Origin of the sequence: Alistipes sp. Marseille-P5061 (assembly GCF_900290115.1) — a bacterium.
GTDB classification, from domain to species: Bacteria; Bacteroidota; Bacteroidia; order Bacteroidales; family Rikenellaceae; genus Alistipes; species Alistipes excrementigallinarum.
This window is the reverse complement of the sequence record NZ_LT985749.1, coordinates 364,730-383,887: the sequence shown is the minus strand read 5'-3', so window position 1 is coordinate 383,887 and position 19,158 is coordinate 364,730. Positions and strand designations below refer to the sequence as shown.

The following is a 19,158-nucleotide window of genomic DNA, read 5'->3' as shown; positions in this document are numbered from 1 at the left end:
GATTTCAGACGTGTTTCAGCAAAAATTTCACAAGCGACTCGTTGTTGCTGCGCTGGGCAATGTCGAGCGGCGTGCGCCCCTCATTGTCGGCGGCCGAGACATCGGGCCGCCCGAAGTCGAAGAGCAGTTCGGCTGCCTGCCGTGCCGCCGCATGCGTGTAGCCCTCGGCCGCATAGTGCAGCACGGTACGTCCTTCGTTGTCCGTGGCACAGGGGTCGGCGCCGGCTTCCAGCAGCCGTTCCAGCATCTCCGGCTGATACGGCCCGGCGCTGTGCGGGCCCAGCAGATGCATCAAGGCCGTGCGGCCCATCGCATCGCGGGCATTCACCTCGACCTTTTGTTTCAGCAGTCGCCGCAAGGTCCAGATGGCCAGTTCGTAATCATCGTGCTGGCACACCAGCATAAGGGCCCGTTCGTCTTTCTCCGTCTGTGGGGCATCGGGGTGCCATCCCCGCTCTTCGAAGAGCTCCATGAGCGGCGCAAACCGCTCCATGCCGTCCGAGACACGGCATCCCTGCCCGATCCAGACGGCAAAGGGAGCCACCCCTTTCGAGGTCCGCCGGTCGGGGTCGGCACCGGCCCGGAGCAGCATTGCCGCGATTTCAGTCTCGCCCCACTCCAGCGCGCAGGCCAACGGCGTTTTGCCCGTCCAGTCGCTCATTCCGCGGTCGTCGCACTCCGCATTGAGATCGACACCTGCCTGCAGCAGGGCCTCCAGCGCTTTCCGGTCCTTTTTGCGCAGCGTCTGGAAGAGGCTCATCCCGCCGGTCTCCATGGTGAGTTCATCGAACGGGTCCCCGCCCGAGAGCAGGGCGCCCACCCATTGGGCTCCGCCCTCCATGGCGAAGTCAAACGGACGTCGGCCGGCCGAATTTTTCTCGTCGGGGTCGATCTGCCCGCTGTGGAGCAGCAGTGCCGCCGTTGCATAACAGCGCATCTGTTCCGCCCGGAGCTCCTCCAACTCCTCGCGGGCTTCCCGCTGCTGTTTCTCCGAGACCCACCGTTCGCCGAAGCTGGCGATAAAACGCTCCTTGCCGGCGATCTCCCGTGCGGTATCGGCGGCGCGCCGGCAGAGGTTGTGCAGGGCATTGTCGCCGTAGCTGTTCGCGGAGTCGAGCCGCTGTCCGGAGTCGATCAGCACAGCGGCCATCGCGTGGTGACGGTTTTGCACGGCCTCGAGCAGCGCCGTCGTGCCGCGAGCCGAACGCGGAAGGTTCGCGCCGCAATCCAGCAGCAGCCGTGCCGCCGCGGCAATCTGTTCTTCCTGTGTAGCCACCCTGCTGCGGCGCGAGGCCAGACGGAAGAGGGGCGTGTGTCCCTCCGTGTCGCGGTCGTTCACTCCGGCCCCGCGGTCGAGCAGCGAAGCAATGGCCTCGCAGTCGGCGAACTCCGCTGCAATATGCAGCGACGTGCGGCCGTAGTTCTCCTCGTCGCGTGCGTCGGTCGGAATCTCGGCAAGGAGTTGTCGCCGGCGCTCCTCCTTTGCAGGGTTCGGATAGTAATAAAGGTCGTAGAGTTCCCGGAGCGGTGTCATCGGTCAATCGTTTTGAGCAGGTTTTCAAGGTGTTTGTATCGGTGCCCGAGGCGGGCGGCAATCGTCCGAACCTCCTCGCAGCGGCCCAGTCGGAAGGCCGCCTCGGCCCGCAGGCGGAGGATTAGCGTGAGGGCATCGTCGCGCGGTGTCTCGGGCAGCAGCGGACAGCGGGGCAATTCACCGTCGGTATCCCAGCGGCGGAAAGCTTCTGGAAGTTGCCGGCGCGGAGCGGACGTAACACCCGGCCCGGAGATTCCGGCAGACTGGATGTCGAGCAACCGTTCGGACTCTGCGAGCAGCCGGTAGCTCTCTTCGTACCACTCTACATGGAAGCAGCACAGAGCCTGGTTGTAGCGTGTCGGGGCGTCCTCGCGTGCGGAGCGCTCGAAGCAGACGTAGGCCATAGGCCACGCTTCGCAGCAGATGCAGGCAACTCCGGCCGCAAAAAGCCGTTCGGAGTCCGCTCCCGCCATCGGCTGGGCGTTGCCCATCAGTCCCATTTCCGTGCGGTTAATTGTCGATGGAGACCTCTCCCGAGGCATTGGCCGTGAAGGCGACCGTGTAGTAGTTCGTCACGGTGAAGCGTCCCTGGTATTCGGGCGATTCGCTTTCGTCGACGTAGTTCAGTTCGAACTGCACCTGCATTTGCTTCGACTCCGCACGGTACTCATCGCTGCGGTTCCAGCGGTCGACGCTGCTCAGCCCCACCGGCCACATCCGGAAACGGAACATCCCGGCCGACTTCAGGGTCAGGTGTTTGCCCTCCTCGTCGGACATAACCAGAGAGTCTGCCCGTTCGCCGATTTTCTGGAGGTAGTCAAAGTCGATGGCCGCGATGTCGAGCGGCGTCGTGCATGCATAGGAGTAGCTCCGGCGGTCGTTCAGCTCCGGACCGTCGGTCGTGAACTTCCCGTTGGTGAGTTGGAACGAGAGGTGGTAGTCGTTGTTGTCGGCGTCGAGGTAGTAGACGTCGATATATGTGAGAATGTTCTCCAGCTGGCGGTCGCGGTTGTCCTCGCGCCACTCCACCGTGTAAATCTTGTACTGCGAGGTGTCGACGTTCGCTGCAACGAGTTCACGGATTTTGGCAAGTCCCTCGGCGGAGGCCATCGGATAGGTTTCGCCCGACCCGCAGGAGGTCAGTGCCAGCATGGCCGCACCTGCGGCATAGAGCCATTGGGTGATGATTGCTTTCATGGGGTTATGGTTTTTGGTTGGTTTGTTTTATCCCAGCAGCGAGCGGAAGGCTTCGAACTCCTCCTCGGAGTCGAAGTAGCGTGTCTCGAAGACGATGTAGTTGTCCGGCGTCTTGACCTTGCACTGGTGCTCCTCTTCGTCGTCCTTCACATACTCGATATCGGTCGTAAGGAACGAGCGGTATTCGACCTTTCCCTTCTCGACCTCGGGATAGGTTACGCGCGTGCCGTCGACGGTGATTTTTCCTCCCGCGGCCTTCAGCGCCCGGGCATTGCGCATGCCCCGCCAGGTGAAGAAGAGCAGCAGCACGCCGCCCGCAATCAGAATGGTCGAGAAGACCGCCGGCGAGAGAATCCGCAGGTGGCGGATGCGGAGGCCGAAGGGGAAGATGGCGGGAATGACAATCATTCCTGCGCCGAAGGCCAGGTTCGACCATTGGTTCGTAAAGATGCTCGCAGGCGTGTAGTTGAAGCTCCGCTGGATGCGTTCGAAGGGTTTGTTTTCCATAAAAGTTACCGATTGGTCATTTTTTACGGAGACAAAGATAGCATAAAAAAGCAAAAATATGACCACACGGTCATATTTTTGCTTCAATTCGTGAAAAAAGCCGCCGGGAGCCTGCTCAGCGCTTCAGCAGCCCGTATATATAGAGGAATCGCCGGCGGAGAATCCCGACATCGAGCCCTTTGTCGAAGGACATCTGGTATGAGAGACCGATAAAGACCTGTCGGAACAGAGCGGCGGCCTCTTCAATATCTGTGTCGGCCCGCAGTTCGCCCCGTTCGACACTCCGGGCGATGACGCCGCACCAGAGCCGGAACTCCTTTTCCATCCATTCGTGAAGTTTGCGCTTGCCGTCGGGATAGTAGAAGAGCACCTGCTGGAAGAGGTGGAAATATCCGGCGTTGGCCAGCTGTCCGGGCATCTCCTCGCGGCGGATATTGCCCAGACGTACAATCTCGTCCATGGTGCGCTCGACGCCTTCGATGTATTTGTCGATGAAGTCGCGCAGCGACCCGTCCGAGGGGGCGAATTTGTTCCCGGGGTCCTGGAGGTGGAAGAGGTAGCGGTCGGCCACGGCGATGAAGAGGTCGAGCTTCGTGGGGTAGTAGTTGAAGATTCCGGTTTTGGTCAGTCCGACGCTGTGGGCAATCATCTGCAGGCTGACACCCTCGTAGTTCATTGACATGAAGAGTCGCAGGGCATGTTGCAGAATCTCTTCCCGATTGGTTTTCATGCTTGTCTGGCGTTTGTGATTCCAAAGATACAAGCTAATTCGGGGAAAAACGAAAATCCGTACGATTTTTCTGCGCGGTTTCCGGAGGGTCGCCCCCTCACACTCTGCCGGAGCGTTGGAGCGTTGGAGCGTTGGGGCGTTGGGGTACCGGGACGTCGGAGCGCCGGGTGGGCCGGCCTTACTGTCGGCCCGATTCCGAATCGCGCAATCGGTTGCGAAGGATTACTCCGGCGCGCAGCAGGAGCAGCGAGAGAAGCAAAAGCATGGTCGGGTCGGTTGTTTCTTAAGACGGAAGGGTGGTCGGACCGGCTCGGTCGGGATACGGCATCCCTGCCGGACCCGGCGGGGGCAATCTGCCGGGCGTGAGCTGCGGGAGCCGGTCTCGGAATAGAAAACACCCGCCTGGGGGGCGGATTGCTCGGGCGGGTGTCGGTGAAGCCGTGAGGCTTCCTGGAATAAATCGTTCATGCCGCCGGTTCCGGCCCTGAAGTCCCTGCCGTTTTCAAATACTCGATTAAATACCCCCTTGTCCCTTTGGCGAGGGGACCTCGAACGGCCGGTTCCCGGCGGCTGAAACGATTTTCTGTTCAGGCTACAATCTTGACCTTGAGGTCGGTGTAGAGCACTCCCGAGCGTACGTGGAAGAGATACTCCCGTCCCTCGGCAATGTCTGTGTCGGTCACGCGCACCGTGATGCGGTTGCGGGTCCCCGCGAGTTCGAGCTGCGTCTTGTCGTGGGCCACGAACTCGTAGAGCTCGGGTGCCTCGGGCAGCTCGACGTCGAGCGTGTGTTCGCCCTTGAGCGACATTTCGTAGGTGTGGCCCCGTTCGGGCAGTGTTCCGGTGCCGGCCTGCGCGGTCTGGTAGTGGAGGCGTACGCCTACCTTCTTGTCGCCCTGCTGCAGCCACCCGGCCACGTAGACCTTCGTGTATTCGGCTCCGATGGCGAGGGCGTGCGCCCCCGACGGGAAGGTCTTGAAAGTCATATTCCTGCAGATGAAGTATCCGTGACCGGGTGTAGCTGCAACAAGGTCCTCAATTTCCGTGAAGACGGGCTCGCCCAGCGCCTTGAGGTCTGCCACCTCGCCCGCATCGGCTATCATATGGGTGTCGCCGCCGTCGAAGTAGTGCTTCGTGTCGAGGAAGAGGGTTCCGTCGAGGAGCGTGCGTCCGTTGTCGGCGTCATACATCTCGAGCTGCCGCTCCTCACCCGCGCCGGGCTCGGGCTTGGGGTCGGTGCCGGGTTTGGGCTCCTCCTTCTCCCCGAGCTCGATGCGGATTTCGACCCGCTCGCTCTTCGAAGGCATGAGGGTCCGCGTCTCGGCCCAGATGTCGTAGTTCTTCTCGTCCTGCTCCTTGTAGACCACGAAGGTGACGGTGCGCTTGCCGCTCGTCAGCCATTTGTCGTAGGCGAAGCGGTACTCCACGTTGCCGTCGGCCCGGGTTACGGCCACATCGAGCGGCGGCGTGTTGTGCTCCTTCTGGAACTTGGCATAACCCTCCTCGTCGTATATCAGTACGGGCGTTCCGTTGATGGGCGTACCCTTCTGGTCGCGTACGGAGATTTGCACGACGGCATCCTTCTCCGAGGGTGGAACATCATCCTTCTTGCAGGCGGTCATGAGTGCCGCGCCTGCCAATATTGTGATAAGAATCTGATTCGGTTTCATGTGTGTAAATTTTTGGAATGTGTCGGACGTTCGTTTTGCGAACGCTCCCGGACGGTCCGGGACTGGGGCGTTTCCGAATGCAAAAGTAGGGCGTCCGTACCGAAAACCAGTTGCGATACGGACGCCCCAATCTAACACTTTTCAAAAATCGGTGCTGTAAATCAGCGTTTTGCGCGAATTTTCCGCGCGGGAATCTAACACCCGCCTGACGGCTGCTCCAAAAGGGCCGTAAAGAGCCCCTTGTGGGGCGAATCCGAGGCCTTGATGCGTGACTTGAGCCGCGACTTGCGGGCGTAGATGTTGGCCACGCTCTCCTCCATGAAGAGGCTGATGACCTGGGGCGAGAAGCCGCCGAAGATGTAGCAGAGCAGCCGTGCGTCGGCCTCCTTCATGCGGGGGAAGTCGGCCCGCAGCTTCTGCATGGCGCCGTCGTGCGCCTCGTCGACCATCTGTTCGAGCTCGGCGAGCATCTCGCCGTTCTCGGCAAAGCCGTCGATGAGCTGCTTGACCTGGCGGGCCATGGCGGCCTGTCCCGAGGCGGTGTTCTCGCGCTCGTAGTAGCTCTTGCCCAGCCGGTCGACAATCTCGAAGCGCGAGGCAATCATGCTGCGCAGCCGCGACTCGGTGTCGTTCCGCTCGACCATGCTCTCGGCTATCTGGCGGTACTCCTCGCGGGCCTCGCGCAGCAGCTGGAGCGAGCGTCCGTTCCGTTCGCGCTGGAGGCGCATCCGCTGGCGGATGACCATTCCGATGAGTATGAGCAGCACGAGCAGTGCGGCGACGGCGACCCGTTCGCCCGTGCGGCGGCTCTGCATGCGGTAGTCGGCGAAGGCGGCCTGCTCGCGGAAGTAGTCCTTTTCAATCATCCCGGCCGAAGTCTGCAGCGCGGTGCGCGTGAGCGAGTCGTTGAGGTAGATGAAGCGGTGGATTTCCCGTGTGGCCTCGGGGTAGCGGCGGGCGGCCGCCTGCGCGCGGAAGGCGGTGTAGGCCAGCAGCGGAAGCTCCTCGCCGTCGGGGCCCTTCTCCTTGGCCAGTTGCAGGTAGAGCAGTGCGCTGTCGGGCCGTCCGCGCAGCAGCTGCGTCTGGGCCAGCGTGCAGAAGCCTTCGGGGGTGGTGTCGCGGCGGACCGAGCGCTCGATGCGGCGCAGCAGGTCGGTGGCGATGGGGTCCCCCTCCGAGAAGATGTGCAGCGTGGCGAAGAAGGCGAGGCTGCGCCGGCGCAGCGTGTCGTCGCCCAGGTCGTCGGCCAGCTCGAGCGCCATGGTGCAGTCGCGCCGGGCACGCTGCAGGTCGCGCATGCGCAGCGCCGAGGCGGTCATGCCCAGCAGCGCCTCGGTTGTCTCGCGGGGGTGTTCCGAACGCATGAAGAGGTCGCGTGCGTCGCGGAAGTAGCGGTAGGCCCGCACGAAGTTGAGCTCCGAGCGGTAGACCTCGCCGATGCGCAGGTAGAGCAGCCCCGTGTAGTAGGGCTCGTCGATGGAGCGCAGCCGCTCCTCGACCTCGAGAAAGAGCCGCAGCGCTCCGGGTTTGTCGCCCCGGCGCAGGTGTTCGCGTCCGCGGTAGTAGAGCGTCTTGCACTGTCCGTAGAGCTCCTGAGGCCGTTCTCCGTAGTAGCTCCACGCCACCTTGAGCAGCGAGTCGTTGTCGGGCGTCGTTTCGGTGCGGTCGTGCGCTTCGGCCGCGAGCAGCGCATAGCGGGCCCGCAGCGCACGGCTGCGGAGCCGTTCGGCGGGAATCTCCTGCAGAATCTGCAGGACGCTGTCCGGAGCTGCGGCAACGCGCCGTTCGCAGCGGGCAAGGGTTTCGTTCGTCGTGTTGTCGGAGGTGCATCCGATGAGGGTAACCATCATCAGCAGCCAGCCGCAAAAGGTCCTTTTCATGGGTCGGGATGGGTTGGTATGCGGCCAAAGGTAGCAAATCCCCGTGAGGCGGGCAAATTCCCGGCGCTTTTTGTTGCGGACCGTTGCTAAGAGGCCTTCGCAGGGCTCTATTGCTCTGCCGGAGCGTTCCCGGGCGTGTCGGTCTGCCCGGGTGCCGTGCCTCTGCCGACTGCGCCGGAGCGGGAGCGCTCCCGGCGGATGCGGCTCTTCATCCGCCGCTTGAGCCGCTGCCGGTTCTCGAAGAAGAGCCGCATGAGCACCCCCTTGAACTGTACGGTGTCGGCATCGGTGTGAATCAGCCGGGCGTAGCGGTCGAGCAGGTAGAGGTAGACCGGGGCCGGGCAGGTGAGCCTTCTCAGGTTGTCCAGCCGGAGGCGGGTCGTGAGGTGGCGGCGGAAGCGCATGCGGTTGGTGTCGATGAGCTGGAAGGCGTATCCCGTCTCTCCCTCCCGGCGGTAGAGGATGTTGCCGATGTTGAGGTCGAGGTGTTCGACGCCGGCATCGTGCAGGCGGAGCAGAAAGGCGGCCAGTGCATCGAGAATCTCCCGCCGCCGGGCCATCGGACGGTCGAGTTCCATGACCGGCAGCAGGGAGTCGAACTCGGAGCAGAGCGAGACGAAGTAGCTCTCGGCGAGCACTCCGCGGCGGCGGATTTCGAGGAAGGCAACCTCCTCGGGCGAATCGATGCCCCGCTCGCGCAGCTGCGCCGCGTGGAGGTAGGCCCGTTCGGCCTTGCTCCGGCGCAGAACCCCGTAGACAAGGCGGTTGAGCAGCGACAGATGGCCGTAGCACTTGACCACGACGCGGATGCCCTCCACCTCGAAGAGCTTGAGCGTGTTGCGCCCGTCGTGCAGCGTCTGGCCGTGTGCGTCGAAGTATCCGGGCTCGGCAAGGTGCCGGACAAAGGGTTCAAGTGCATGGTAGCGCGGATTGATGCGGAGTTTCATGACTTTGCGGGTTAATCGGTCGGGTGTGTTGTTCGTATCTTTCGTTTCGATGCAAAGGAAGCGGTTCCGGCGCGGATTTCCTTGCCCGTGATGCGGCCGAAGTTGCCCGGAAAATCGACAAAAAGGTCCGGCCGACCGTAAAAACGGTCGACCGGACCCTCGGACGGCTCCTTGCGGCTCACGGTCGGTTCCCGGCCGCAGGTCACCACTGTATTCAAGCCACGCGCAGCCGTACGCCCCGGGCGCGGTCCGACTCGACCACCACCGTGTCGCCCTCGCGCAGCCGCCCCTCGATGATGAGTGACGAGAAGGGCTCCTCGACCTGGTCGAGCAGCGTGCGGCGGAGCGCCCGCGCGCCGTAGCGACGCTCGTAGCCCATGGCGGCCAGCCGCTGCCGCGCCCCCTCGGTGACGCGCATGCGGTACCCCAGCTTCCGGGCCCGCTCGCGCAGCGCCTGCAGCTCGAGTTCGACGATGCGCTCTACGTCCTCCCGTTCGAGCGGGCGGAAGACGACGATGTCGTCGATGCGGTTGAGGAACTCCGGCGCGAAGCGCTGCTCGAGCGCCTTGCGGTACTCCAGCTGCGGCGTGAGCGCCTCGCCCGCCTCCTTCGAACCGGTGGCGTAGCCCACCTGCACGGCCTTGCGGGCGGCCTCGCGCGAACCGATGTTCGAGGTCATGATGACAATCGTATTGCGGAAGTCGACGCTGCGCCCCGCGCCGTCGGTGAGCCACCCCTCGTCGAAGAGCTGGAGCATCGTGTGGAAGACCTCGGGGTGCGCCTTCTCGATTTCGTCGAAGAGCACCACCGCATGGGGCTGGCGGCGGACCGCCTCGGTGAGCTGCCCGCCCTCGCCGTAGCCGACATACCCCGGCGGCGAGCCGATGAGGCGGGCGACGTTGTGCTTCTCGGTATATTCGCTCATGTCGATGCGAATCAGCCCGCGGCGCTCGTCGAAGAGCCATCTGGACACCTCCTTGGCCAGCAGGGTCTTGCCCACGCCGGTCGGCCCCACGAAGAGGAAGATGCCCAGGGGGCGCTGCTCCTCCTTCAGACCGCTGCGCGAGCGGCGGATGGTGCGGACGATGCGCTCGACGGCCTCCTGCTGGCCGATGACCCGCTTCGAGAGGTACTCCCCGAGCTGCTGCAGGCGGAGCCGCTCGTCGTCCGAAACCCGCTCGGCGGGGATGCCCGTCATGGCGGTGATGACCTCGCGGATGTGGCGTGCGGTGAGCTCCACCGGGCGGCGTTCGAGCGTGCGCTGCCATGCGTCACGGCGCTCGCCGAGCCGCGTGCGGAGCGTCAGCTCGCGGTTGCGGGCCGCGGCGGCCTCTTCGTAGGCGAACTGCCCGACGGCCTTCAGGTGCTCGCGCCGGGCGGTCGTCAACTCGGCCTCCAGACGCCGCAGTGATTCGGGCTCGCGGGCGGCCTGCAGGTGGGCGCGGGCCCCCGCCTCGTCGAGTACGTCGATGGCCTTGTCGGGGAAGTAGCGGTCGGTGATGTAGCGGCCCGTCAGCTCGACGCAGGCCTGCAGCGCCTCCTCCGTGTAGCGTACGTGGTGGTGCGCCTCGTAGCCGGGGGCGATGTTGCGCAGGATGCGCAGCGTCTGCTCGGGGGTGGTCGGCTCGACGACCACCCGCTGGAAGCGGCGTTCGAGGGCGGCGTCCGACTCGATGTCGGTGCGGTATTCGTCGAAGGTGGTGGCGCCGATAATCTGCAGCTCGCCCCGTGCCAGCGCCGGTTTGAGGATGTTGGCCGTGTCGAGGCTCCCCTGGGTCGAGCCGGCCCCGACGATGGTGTGGACCTCGTCGATGAAGAGCAGCGTCTGCTTCGAGCGGCGCAGCTCCTCGAGCAGCTGCTGCATCCGCTCCTCGAACTCGCCCCGGAACTTCGTCCCGGCCACCAGCGAGGAGACGTCGAGCGCGAAGAGGCGCTTGCCCGCCAGCGTGTGGGGCACCTCGCCCGCGACGATGCGCAGGGCCAGCCCCTCGACGATGGCGCTCTTGCCCACGCCCGCCTCGCCGATGAGCACCGGATTGTTCTTCTTGCGGCGCGAGAGAATCTGCACGACGCGTTCAATCTCCTGCTCGCGTCCCACCACGGGGTCGATTTCGCCGTTGCGGGCCAGCTGCGTGAGGTCGATGCCGAACTTTTCGAGCAGCGACGTGGTGTGCGGACCTTTTGCCGATGCGTTGTCGGCCGGCGAAGCGGAGGTGTCGAAGTCGGGCAGGCGGAGCCGCATCTCCCCGGGCTCGCTCTCGTCGGGCAGCAGCTGCAGCTCGACGGCGAGCCGTTCGGCCGTGATGCCATAGAGCTCCAGCACGTGTGCCGTGACGGTGGTCCGGTCGGCGGCGATGGCCTGCAGCGCATGGGCCGTCGTGATGTACCGGGTCGTCCGTCCGGCCGAGGCGCGCAGCTCGTCGACGAAGGTGTGGAAGAACTCTTCGGGCGCGTGGTGCTCCGTCTCCGTGACGGAGAGTATGTCGTGTTCGATGCGGAGCCGCACCTGGTGCAGTTCCCACTCCTTGAGGCGGGCCGTGAGGAGCTGGCAGGCGAGCGACCCCTCCTCGCGCAGCATCTCCAGCATGAGGAAATCCTTCAGCGAGCGGGTTACGCCGGTCTTGGTCGTGTCGAAGGCCGTGCGGGCGATGATGCCTTCGAGCTGTTTCGAGATTCTAATCTTCATGGTTGCGTCCTTTTGAATGTTGCGTCCTTTTGAATTTCGCATGGATAACGGCAGACCATTACGGTATAGTATACGGGCTGAATTGTATATTTAGGTGGTTATTTCGCTGATATTCAGCGTGTGTTCTCGGTGCGGAGCGAGGCCCTTTCCGCCTCTTTGCCGATGCGTACTGTTTGAGTGACAGCATGTTGCCTCGTTTTGTTCCCTGCCTGGATGCAGGTGAACGAAAAAGGTCGATTTTTTTGCGGAAAAATTTTCCGAATGTATCTGAAACTGTTGGTAATCAATGCAAAATATCCATGTGTGGATTATCTCCTCCGATTGTTCCGTTTGGACGCTTCCGTAGCGTGAATGGTTTTTTTGGGCCGTTCTGTTTACCCTGGCTGGCCGTTCGCCCCTTTGGCAGCGTGGCGGCGGGGGCTGCTGCGGCCTCAAATGGGGGGGCCTCAGCCCCGCTCCCGGCCGAAAAAGGCGGCAGACGGATTTCGTCTGCCGCCTTCGGTGGCGCTGCGTCGGGGCGGAGCCTCGTTGGGCCGGTGTCCGGTCACAGCGAGCTGCGCGGCCACTCGCCGACCTCCATGTCGCGCATCTCTTCGCCGTCGATGACCAGACGGATGGCCGTGCGCACCTTGTGGATGCCGTAGTTGCCGGCAGCTCCCGGATTGACGGCCAGCAGCGAGTAGATGGGGTCGTACATCACGCGCAGGATGTGCGAGTGGCCGCAGACGAAGAGCCGGGGCTCCACCTGATGGATGCGGGCGAGCGCCCGCGGGTCGTAGTGACGGGGGTAGCCGCCGATGTGGGTCATCAGCACGCGGACCCCTTCGCAGTCGAAGGCCAGGAAGTCGGTGTAGGCGCGGCGGATGAGCCCTCCGTCGACGTTGCCCGTGACGGCCCGCAGCGGTTTGAAGGCGGCGATGAGGTCGGCCGTCTCGAGCGAGCCGATATCGCCGGCATGCCAGATTTCGTCGACGTCGCGCAGGAAGTCGCGCAACGGTTCGTCGAAGGTCCCGTGCGTATCGGAGATGATTCCTATCCTTTTCAATCTTGCTTCGATTAGATTATCGGCAGGTCGATGAACAATGTATAGACAACGGTCCTGCCATCGGCTTTTTTTACGGTATATATGGTTTCTCCCTGAAGGTCCAGCCCTTTCCGCTGCTCTTCCCAAGGTATATCTTTCACCGGGCGGCCGTTTATGGCGATGATGATATCCCCGATTTCGATGCCCGCCTTTTCGGCTATGCCGTCTCTGTAGAGTCCATTGACAACCCAGCCGTCGCAGATGTCTGTACGGTCAAAAGCTGCCATGTGTGTTACGGACGACTGCATGTAGGTCCCTTTGTCCGCATTCCGCTTCACCCACACCGAAGCGTTTGCCGGATCCAGGATAATATCATATAGCGACCATATCTCGTTGCCAATCAAACCGAGGTAGGGTTTGTCGGACGACAGGGCTCCCTTTTCATTGAGCGAATATTTCATCACGAGGTTTTCAAGCGTGTCGGCCATGCGGAATTGTGCCGCCCGTATTATAACCTCCTCCGAAGCTCCTCCGATTCCTCCGGCTTGAGTGCGGAAACAGGCTTTGGGTAGCTCTCCCAGATTGAGTGTCGAGGCTGCTTCATTTGTGAGAATAACGGTGGAGCCGCATCCCAAATCCATTCTGAACCATCCCTCCAGCGTATTTTTATCGTCAATCTGCAGCCTTGCCCTAATATCGATGCGGTTGTTTTCGAATCGGGCTTCGAGTTTCACGTAATCGGCAAGCCTTTCGGTCGGAACGGGCGCTTTGAGCGGAAGCATGTAGCCCTCGCTGAAATTGATCTCCAGAGGGGATCTTAACAGGTGCGTATTGCCTAACAAGCCGTCCGTATGCCTCCCCAGAATATCACGTAACGCGATTATGGGGGTAATCCTGTTTTGATATTCCAGCGCTCCGCAATGGATTTTGACCGGGTCGATAAAGATCTCCGTGAGTTGGGGTCCTCCATTTCCCGCCCCTCCCATTTTTGCCTTGCCCCTTCTTCCGAAAGCGTCTTGAAGATCGTTGAGCTTCAGGAAGTCCTTGTCAAGATAGAGAAAATCGGCTCCGGTATCGTAAACAACGGTAACGGGAATCGAATCATTCAGGGTAGACTGCAGGTACAGATGCCTGTCGAAGATGAAGGGAATCGCTCCCTCCGGAACGGCGGCAACGCTCTTCAAGGAGAGCAGAACTGAGAATAGCAGAAGTGGTAGTGTTTTTTTCATAATCAGGCGTTTAATGAAGGCTTGTGTGTCGTCAGGCGGCGAGATGTCGTAAGCCGGACCTGCTGCCATCGGATCCGCCAGCGGCCGCTGCTCTATCGGTACTTCTCTTTCCATAACGCGTGGATGCGTTCGGCGATTTTCGCCTCCTGGGCGTTGCCCGTATTGGGTTCGTAGAAACGCGTCCCCTCGAGCCCCTGGGGCATGAACTCCAGCTCGGCGAAGTTGCCCTCGTAGTCGTGGGCGTACTTGTATCCCTTGCCGTAGCCTTCGCGCTCCATCAGCCGTGTCGGGGCGTTGCGCAGGTGCAGCGGTACGGGGCGGTTGTTCGTGTCGTGCCCGACCTGGGCCAGCGCCCGGTTGATGGCCATGTAGGCCGAGTTGCTCTTGGGCGAGGTGGCCAGATAGATGGTCGTCTCGGCCAGCGTGATGCGCGCCTCGGGCATACCTATTTTATGTACAGTATCGAAGCAGGCGTTGGCCAGCAGCAGCGCGTTGGGGTTGGCCAGCCCGATATCCTCCGAGGCGAGAATCACCAGCCGCCGTGCGATGAAGCGCGGCTCCTCGCCTCCGGCAAGCATCCGCGCCAGGTAGTAGATGGCGGCGTTGGGGTCGCTGCCCCGCACCGACTTGATGAAGGCCGAGATGACGTCGTAGTGCTGCTCGCCGTTCTTGTCGTAGAGGGCGATGTTCTGCTGCAGGCACTCGGTCACATAGCGGTCCGTCAGCGTGATTTTGCCCTCGGAGGCTCCGACCAGAATCTCGAGGATGTTGAGCAGCTTGCGGGCGTCGCCCCCCGAGAACTTGAAGAGCGCCGCCGTCTCGCGCACCTCGATGTCGCGGGCGCGCAGCTCGGCGTCGGTGGTCAGGGCGCGGTCGAGCAGCCGCTGCAGGTCGGCATCCTCCATGGGGTGGAGCGTATAGACCTGGCACCGGCTCAGCAGCGGCGAAATCACCTCGAAGGAGGGGTTCTCGGTCGTGGCGCCGATGAGCGTCACGACCCCCTGCTCGACGGCGCCGAGCAGCGAATCCTGCTGCGACTTGTTGAAGCGGTGGATTTCGTCGATGAACAGGAAGGGGGGCTTGGCGTCGAAGAAGCGCTGCCGCTTGGCCGACTCGATGACGTCGCGCACCTCCTTGACCCCCGACGTGACGGCCGAGAGGGTGAAGAAGGGGCGTTCGAGCTGCGTGGCGACAATCTTCGCCAGCGTGGTCTTGCCCACGCCCGGAGGGCCCCACAGGATGAACGAGGGGACGTTGCCCGTCTCGAAAAACTTGCGGAAGACGCCGTTGCGCCCCACAAGGTGCTCCTGCCCGATGTATTCGTCGAGCGTTCGGGGGCGCAGTCGTTCGGCCAGAGGTGCGGACATGGTATGCGGAAAGTGAAGGGTCGGAAATGCGATTCGGCGGTGTGCGCTGCTGCCGCATGCGCAGCCCCAAAGAGCGGGCCGCGTAGCTCAGCGGCAGGTCCTGAGACCTGCCGCACGGCTGCGCGCGCACGGAATGCGCGTTGTCTTTACATTAATTATTACTGAGACGGGCCTCAGAAGACGAACTTCTCGGTCTTCATCTCGGCCAGCTGGCGGAGCTTCGGAACGAGGGTCGTGAAGTGAGGCGTCTGCTCGTGGGCGGTGAGCGCCTTGGCGTCGCTCCACGTTTCGCAAATCATCAGCACGTCGGGGCGCGTGGCGCTCTCGAAGATGTCGTAGGCAATGCAGCCGGCATCCTTGACGGATGCGGCCGTCAACTCGCGTGCCGTGCGGAGCAGCTCCTCACGGTTGGATTCCGTCGTACGGATGAACACATTGAGTCGTATCATGGTCTTTCTCTTTTTGAGGTTCGTAATTCGTTTTGTCGGTTTCAAAAATAGACAATTTTTGCCGAATGGCAAAGATTTTTTCCGCTGCGGCTACTTTTGACACTCGACGGCCACCTTGATGACCCCGTCGGCGCGGCTCTCGAAGAGGCGGTAGCCCTCCATGATGCGGCTGAGCGGGAAGCGGTGGGTGATGAGCGGCGTGGTGTCGATGCGCCCCTCGGCTATCAGATGCAGAATCTCGGCGCAGTCGCAGCCGTCGACGCCGCCCGTCTTGAAGGTGAGGTTCTTGCCGTACATCTCGGGCAGCGGCAGCACCTGCGGCCGGTCGTAGAGCGCCACGATGACCACCACGGCGTTGGGGCGGGCGCACTCCCACGCCAGACGGAACGTCTCGTCGCTGCCGGCCACCTCGAAGACGCGGTCCGCGCCGCCGTGGTCGCTGTGGCGCCGCACGAAGTCGCGGCACTCCCCGGGCGTGGTGACGAGCACCTCGGGGTAGTGCTCCCGCACGAAGCGGCGCCGCCCGGGCTCCTTTTCGCAGACGATGATGCGGCGCGGGCGGTGGAGCATCGCGCAGAGCAGCGTGCAGATGCCCGTGGGGCCGGCTCCGATGATGAGGAGCGTATCCTCTTCGGTAATCTCGGCGATGCGGGCGGCCCAGAATCCCGTGGCGAGGATGTCGCCCGCGAAGAGCGCCGCCTCGTCGCTCACCGTCGCCGGGATGGGGGTCAGCCCCTGGTCGGCATGGGGCACCCGCACCAGAGGGGCCTGCCCGCCGTCGATGCGGCAGCCCAGCGCCCACCCTCCGTCGGGGTCGGTGCAGTTGTTGACATAGCCGTGGCGGCAGAAGTAGCACTCGCCGCAGAAGGTCTCGACGTTGACCGCCACGCGGTCGCCCGGGCGGAGCGTCGCAACCTCCGTGCCCACCTGCTCGACGACGCCCACCATCTCGTGGCCCACGGTGATGCCCTCGACGGCGCGCGGCACGCTGCCGTGGAGGATGTGCAGGTCGCTGGTGCAGATGCTTGCCAGCGTGACGCGCACCAGGGCGTCGCGGGGTGTTTCGAGCCGGGGTTCCGGCTTTTCGCGGAGCTCGAAGCGTCCGCGTTCGACATAGGTACAGGCTTTCATGGTCCGGCGTGTTTTCACGTGTACAAAGATAACCATTTGCGGCGGAAAACGGAGCGTCTGGAGGACGTTGTTCATGGCTGCCCGTGGCTGTCTGCGCCCGGCGGAGACCGCTTGGCGGCCGTTTCGAACAAAAAGGTGCATGCAGATGTTCGATTTCGGACGAAAATGTTGCATATTTCGCAGAATTTTGTACTTTTGTAACAACACGTTGAAGGAGACGTAAGTTTGCCTCCTGAATCCGGGCTTCCCGGATGAGGTGACTGCGAATGAGAAGTGCGAGATTCCCGGGATGGGAAGTGGACTGCTGCACCACGTCTCCTTTCCAAGAACAGCTGCCGAGGTGCGGGCGGCAAAAACACATGAACGATTATGGAAGAAAATGTACAAAAGCCGCAGGGCAAGGAGAACCAGGGCCAGACGATTATCATCAACCAGCCCGCTGAAAAGAAATCGAACGGAGTAGGTACGGCCGGTTTCGTGCTCGCACTGCTGGGCCTGATTTTCTCCTGGGTTCCCGTGCTGGGATGGATTCTCTGGGTACTGGGTCTGATTCTGTCGCTCGTGGGCGTATTCCGTACGCCGCGCGGCCTGTCGATTGCCGGTCTGGTCATCTCCTTCCTGGGACTGATTCTGCTGATTGTCCTGGTTGGAGCCGTGGCTGCAGCCTTCTGACATCGGCCCCTGACCTCCGGAGTGCGTGAGGCGCCTCCTCCGGAAACGAGTCAAACGGACCTTCTCACTGTACGGACGGCAGTGCGGAGGTCCGCTTTTTTGTGCCCCTCTCCGCCGTGCGGAGAGGCTTCGACCGGGAGAGAGCCGGCTGCGCGTCCGACCGGGAGAAGCTGGCTGTGCGTCCGGCCGAGTCTACGGCCGGGAAAGTCTGGTGGGCGTCCGGCCGGGGAGGAGGACATCGGCCGGTTCGAAACCGTTTGTCCGCCTGTTGCCCGGGCGCATTTGGGCCGGGATGGAAAAGAGAGCGGGACCCTTCCGTTGAGGAAAGGTCCCGCTTGTCGCATCGGAAGAGCGGCGCGGCTCTCCGGAACGCTGGTTGCCTATTTTTCCGGCTTGCGCAGTTCGAGGTAGAGTTCGTCAAGCTGCGACTGGTCGAGGTACGACGGTGCGTCGAGCATCACGTCGCGGCCGGCGTTGTTCTTCGGGAAGGCGATGTAGTCGCGGATGGAGTCCGAGCCGCCGAAGAGTGAGCAGAGCCGGTCGAAGCCGAAGGCCAGACCTCCGTGAGGGGGTGCACCGTACTTGAAGGCGTTCATCAGGAAGCCGAACTGCTCCTGCGCACGCTCGGGCGTAAAGCCCAGGCACTTGAAGATGCGGGCCTGGAGCTTGGCGTCGTGGATACGAATCGAGCCGCCGCCGATTTCGGTGCCGTTGCAGACGAAGTCGTAGGCGTTGGCGCGTACGCGGCCGGGGTCGCTCTCGAGGTACTCGTAATCCTCGGGCTTGGGCGAGGTGAAGGGGTGGTGCATCGCATAGAAGCGCTGCGTCTCCTCGTCCCACTCGAACATCGGGAAGTCGACCACCCACAGCGGGGCGAACTTCTTCGGGTCGCGCAGTCCGAGCTGCTGGGCCACTTCGAGGCGCAGGGCGCAGAGCTGCGTGAGCGTCTTGAACTTCGGGCCGCTGAGGATGAAGACCATGTCGCCGGCCTTGGCGCCGCAGCGCTCGGCCAGTGCGCGCACCTGCTCCGGCGTGAAGAACTTGTCAATCGACGACTTGATGCCCGACTCCTCGACGCGGAGCCAGATGAGCCCCTTGGCGCCCACCTGCGGACGCTTGACATACTCGGTCAGGGCGTCAATCTGCTTGCGGGTGTAGGTCGCACAGCCCGTGGCGGCGAAGCCCGTCACATACTCGGCGTTGTCGAAGACGCTGAAGCCGTGCCCCTTGGCGAGCTCCGTAAGGTCCGAGAACTCCATTCCGAAGCGCAGGTCGGGCTTGTCCGAACCGTACTTCTCCATCGCCTCAATCCAGGGCATGCGGCGGAAGGGCTCCGTGAAGTCGATGCCCATGACCGCGTGGAACATGTGCTTGGCCCAGCGCTCGAACACCTCGAGGATGTCCTCCTGCTCGACGAACGACATCTCGCAGTCGATTTGGGTGAACTCGGGCTGACGGTCGGCGCGCAGGTCCTCGTCGCGGAAGCAGCGCACAATCTGGAAGTACTTGTCGTAGCCGGCCACCATGAGCAGCTGCTTGAGCGTCTGCGGCGACTGGGGCAGGGCGTAGAACTGGTTGGGGTTCATGCGGCTCGGCACGACGAAGTCGCGCGCGCCTTCGGGCGTGGAGCCCACCAGATAGGGGGTCTCGATTTCGAGGAAGCCCTCGGCATCGAGGAAGCGGCGAATCTCCTGGGCCATCTTGTGGCGCAGGATGAGGTTGCGCTGCAGCGGCGGACGGCGCAGGTCGAGGTAGCGGTACTTCATCCGCAGGTCGTCACCGCCGTCCGAGACCTCCTCGATGGTGAAGGGCGGGGTCAGCGCCTCGTTGAGGATGTTGACCTGCTCGGCCGCCACCTCGATGTCGCCCGTCGGCATCTTGGGATTCTTCGACGAACGCTCGACGACGCGGCCCGTGACCTGGACGACGAACTCGCGTCCCAGACGGGAGGCCGCCTCGCGTGCCTGGGCCGGGGAGTGCTCCTCGACGACAATCTGCGTGATGCCGTAGCGGTCGCGCAGGTCGATGAAGGTCATCGCCCCGAGGTTTCTCACTTTCTGCACCCACCCTGCCAGGGTGACGCGCTCGTTGACGTTTTCGACTCTCAGGGAGCCGCACGTATGGGTTCTGTACAT

At 62.9% G+C, this 19,158-nt stretch carries 16 protein-coding genes; 1 reads left to right on the top strand and 15 read right to left on the bottom strand.

Translation table 11 applies throughout. The features are described 5' to 3' along the window. Positions 1-4: 4 nt before the first annotated feature. The 14 genes from C8267_RS05435 to C8267_RS05370 all read right to left on the bottom strand — a co-directional run bounded on the left by C8267_RS05435 (position 5) and on the right by C8267_RS05370 (position 16,351). On the bottom strand, positions 5-1,534 hold the full coding sequence (locus C8267_RS05435; protein ID WP_106633952.1) for an ankyrin repeat domain-containing protein: 1,530 nt from the start codon (positions 1,532-1,534) through the stop codon (positions 5-7). Beyond that, complete coding sequence (locus C8267_RS05430) at positions 1,531-2,034, bottom strand: hypothetical protein (RefSeq protein WP_158699724.1); 504 nt, start codon at positions 2,032-2,034, stop codon at positions 1,531-1,533. The genes C8267_RS05435 and C8267_RS05430 overlap by 4 nt, the downstream gene beginning before the upstream one ends. Before the next feature lie 10 nt (positions 2,035-2,044). Continuing rightward, on the bottom strand, positions 2,045-2,731 hold the full coding sequence (locus C8267_RS05425; protein WP_106633950.1) for a hypothetical protein: 687 nt from the start codon (positions 2,729-2,731) through the stop codon (positions 2,045-2,047). Between the two features lie 27 nt (positions 2,732-2,758). Next, on the bottom strand, positions 2,759-3,238 hold the full coding sequence (locus tag C8267_RS05420; RefSeq protein WP_087361634.1) for a hypothetical protein: 480 nt from the start codon (positions 3,236-3,238) through the stop codon (positions 2,759-2,761). Between the two features lie 115 nt (positions 3,239-3,353). Next, entirely contained in the window at positions 3,354-3,968 is a 615-nt protein-coding gene (locus C8267_RS05415) for a TetR/AcrR family transcriptional regulator (RefSeq protein WP_087361633.1), read from the bottom strand. 587 nt (positions 3,969-4,555) lie between these two features. Next, a complete protein-coding gene (locus C8267_RS05410; protein ID WP_106633949.1) occupies positions 4,556-5,638 on the bottom strand; it encodes a DUF5036 family protein in 1,083 nt (360 codons plus the stop codon). Positions 5,639-5,832: 194 nt separating this feature from the next. Then, positions 5,833-7,518, bottom strand: a complete 1,686-nt coding sequence (locus C8267_RS05405; protein WP_143256102.1) for a hypothetical protein — start codon at positions 7,516-7,518, stop codon at positions 5,833-5,835. Between the two features lie 107 nt (positions 7,519-7,625). Next, positions 7,626-8,465 (bottom strand): lipopolysaccharide kinase InaA family protein, encoded by an 840-nt coding sequence (locus C8267_RS05400; protein ID WP_106633948.1) that lies wholly within the window; start codon positions 8,463-8,465, stop codon positions 7,626-7,628. Positions 8,466-8,679: 214 nt separating this feature from the next. Continuing rightward, complete coding sequence (locus tag C8267_RS05395) at positions 8,680-11,151, bottom strand: ATP-dependent Clp protease ATP-binding subunit (RefSeq protein ID WP_106633947.1); 2,472 nt, start codon at positions 11,149-11,151, stop codon at positions 8,680-8,682. A 544-nt stretch (positions 11,152-11,695) separates the two neighbouring features. Then, positions 11,696-12,196, bottom strand: coding sequence for a metallophosphoesterase family protein (locus C8267_RS05390; RefSeq protein WP_106633946.1), 501 nt, complete (start codon positions 12,194-12,196; stop codon positions 11,696-11,698). An 11-nt stretch (positions 12,197-12,207) separates the two neighbouring features. Further along, positions 12,208-13,518: a PDZ domain-containing protein gene (locus C8267_RS05385; protein WP_234025703.1), complete on the bottom strand. Its 1,311-nt coding sequence runs from the start codon at positions 13,516-13,518 to the stop codon at positions 12,208-12,210. Next, positions 13,497-14,771: a replication-associated recombination protein A gene (locus C8267_RS05380; protein WP_106633945.1), complete on the bottom strand. Its 1,275-nt coding sequence runs from the start codon at positions 14,769-14,771 to the stop codon at positions 13,497-13,499. The genes C8267_RS05385 and C8267_RS05380 overlap by 22 nt, the downstream gene beginning before the upstream one ends. A gap of 173 nt (positions 14,772-14,944) precedes the next feature. Next, complete coding sequence (locus C8267_RS05375; RefSeq protein WP_087361625.1) at positions 14,945-15,220, bottom strand: putative quinol monooxygenase; 276 nt, start codon at positions 15,218-15,220, stop codon at positions 14,945-14,947. A 90-nt stretch (positions 15,221-15,310) separates the two neighbouring features. Next, positions 15,311-16,351: an alcohol dehydrogenase gene (locus C8267_RS05370; RefSeq protein ID WP_087361624.1), complete on the bottom strand. Its 1,041-nt coding sequence runs from the start codon at positions 16,349-16,351 to the stop codon at positions 15,311-15,313. A gap of 369 nt (positions 16,352-16,720) precedes the next feature. On the opposite strand from C8267_RS05370, the gene C8267_RS05365 reads away from it, so the two are divergent. Then, positions 16,721-17,023 (top strand): hypothetical protein, encoded by a 303-nt coding sequence (locus C8267_RS05365; RefSeq protein ID WP_087361623.1) that lies wholly within the window; start codon positions 16,721-16,723, stop codon positions 17,021-17,023. Between the two features lie 380 nt (positions 17,024-17,403). Here C8267_RS05365 and aspS read toward each other — a convergent pair whose 3' ends face one another. Next, on the bottom strand, positions 17,404-19,158 hold the full coding sequence (aspS, locus tag C8267_RS05360) for an aspartate--tRNA ligase (protein WP_087361622.1): 1,755 nt from the start codon (positions 19,156-19,158) through the stop codon (positions 17,404-17,406).

What these genes read in the sequence shown, in the direction of transcription:
- C8267_RS05385 (WP_234025703.1), bottom strand. Translation starts at nt 13,518, where the DNA reads ATGGAAAGAGAAGTACCGATAGAGCAGCGGCCGCTGGCGGATCCGATG.
- C8267_RS05435 (WP_106633952.1), bottom strand. Translation starts at nt 1,534, where the DNA reads ATGACACCGCTCCGGGAACTCTACGACCTTTATTACTATCCGAACCCT.
- C8267_RS05380 (WP_106633945.1), bottom strand. Translation starts at nt 14,771, where the DNA reads ATGTCCGCACCTCTGGCCGAACGACTGCGCCCCCGAACGCTCGACGAA.
- C8267_RS05425 (WP_106633950.1), bottom strand. Translation starts at nt 2,731, where the DNA reads ATGAAAGCAATCATCACCCAATGGCTCTATGCCGCAGGTGCGGCCATG.
- C8267_RS05420 (WP_087361634.1), bottom strand. Translation starts at nt 3,238, where the DNA reads ATGGAAAACAAACCCTTCGAACGCATCCAGCGGAGCTTCAACTACACG.
- C8267_RS05415 (WP_087361633.1), bottom strand. Translation starts at nt 3,968, where the DNA reads ATGAAAACCAATCGGGAAGAGATTCTGCAACATGCCCTGCGACTCTTC.
- C8267_RS05405 (WP_143256102.1), bottom strand. Translation starts at nt 7,518, where the DNA reads ATGAAAAGGACCTTTTGCGGCTGGCTGCTGATGATGGTTACCCTCATC.
- C8267_RS05400 (WP_106633948.1), bottom strand. Translation starts at nt 8,465, where the DNA reads ATGAAACTCCGCATCAATCCGCGCTACCATGCACTTGAACCCTTTGTC.
- C8267_RS05375 (WP_087361625.1), bottom strand. Translation starts at nt 15,220, where the DNA reads ATGATACGACTCAATGTGTTCATCCGTACGACGGAATCCAACCGTGAG.
- aspS (WP_087361622.1), bottom strand. Translation starts at nt 19,158, where the DNA reads ATGTACAGAACCCATACGTGCGGCTCCCTGAGAGTCGAAAACGTCAAC.
- C8267_RS05410 (WP_106633949.1), bottom strand. Translation starts at nt 5,638, where the DNA reads ATGAAACCGAATCAGATTCTTATCACAATATTGGCAGGCGCGGCACTC.
- C8267_RS05370 (WP_087361624.1), bottom strand. Translation starts at nt 16,351, where the DNA reads ATGAAAGCCTGTACCTATGTCGAACGCGGACGCTTCGAGCTCCGCGAA.
- C8267_RS05430 (WP_158699724.1), bottom strand. Translation starts at nt 2,034, where the DNA reads ATGGGACTGATGGGCAACGCCCAGCCGATGGCGGGAGCGGACTCCGAA.
- C8267_RS05365 (WP_087361623.1), top strand. Translation starts at nt 16,721, where the DNA reads ATGGAAGAAAATGTACAAAAGCCGCAGGGCAAGGAGAACCAGGGCCAG.
- C8267_RS05395 (WP_106633947.1), bottom strand. Translation starts at nt 11,151, where the DNA reads ATGAAGATTAGAATCTCGAAACAGCTCGAAGGCATCATCGCCCGCACG.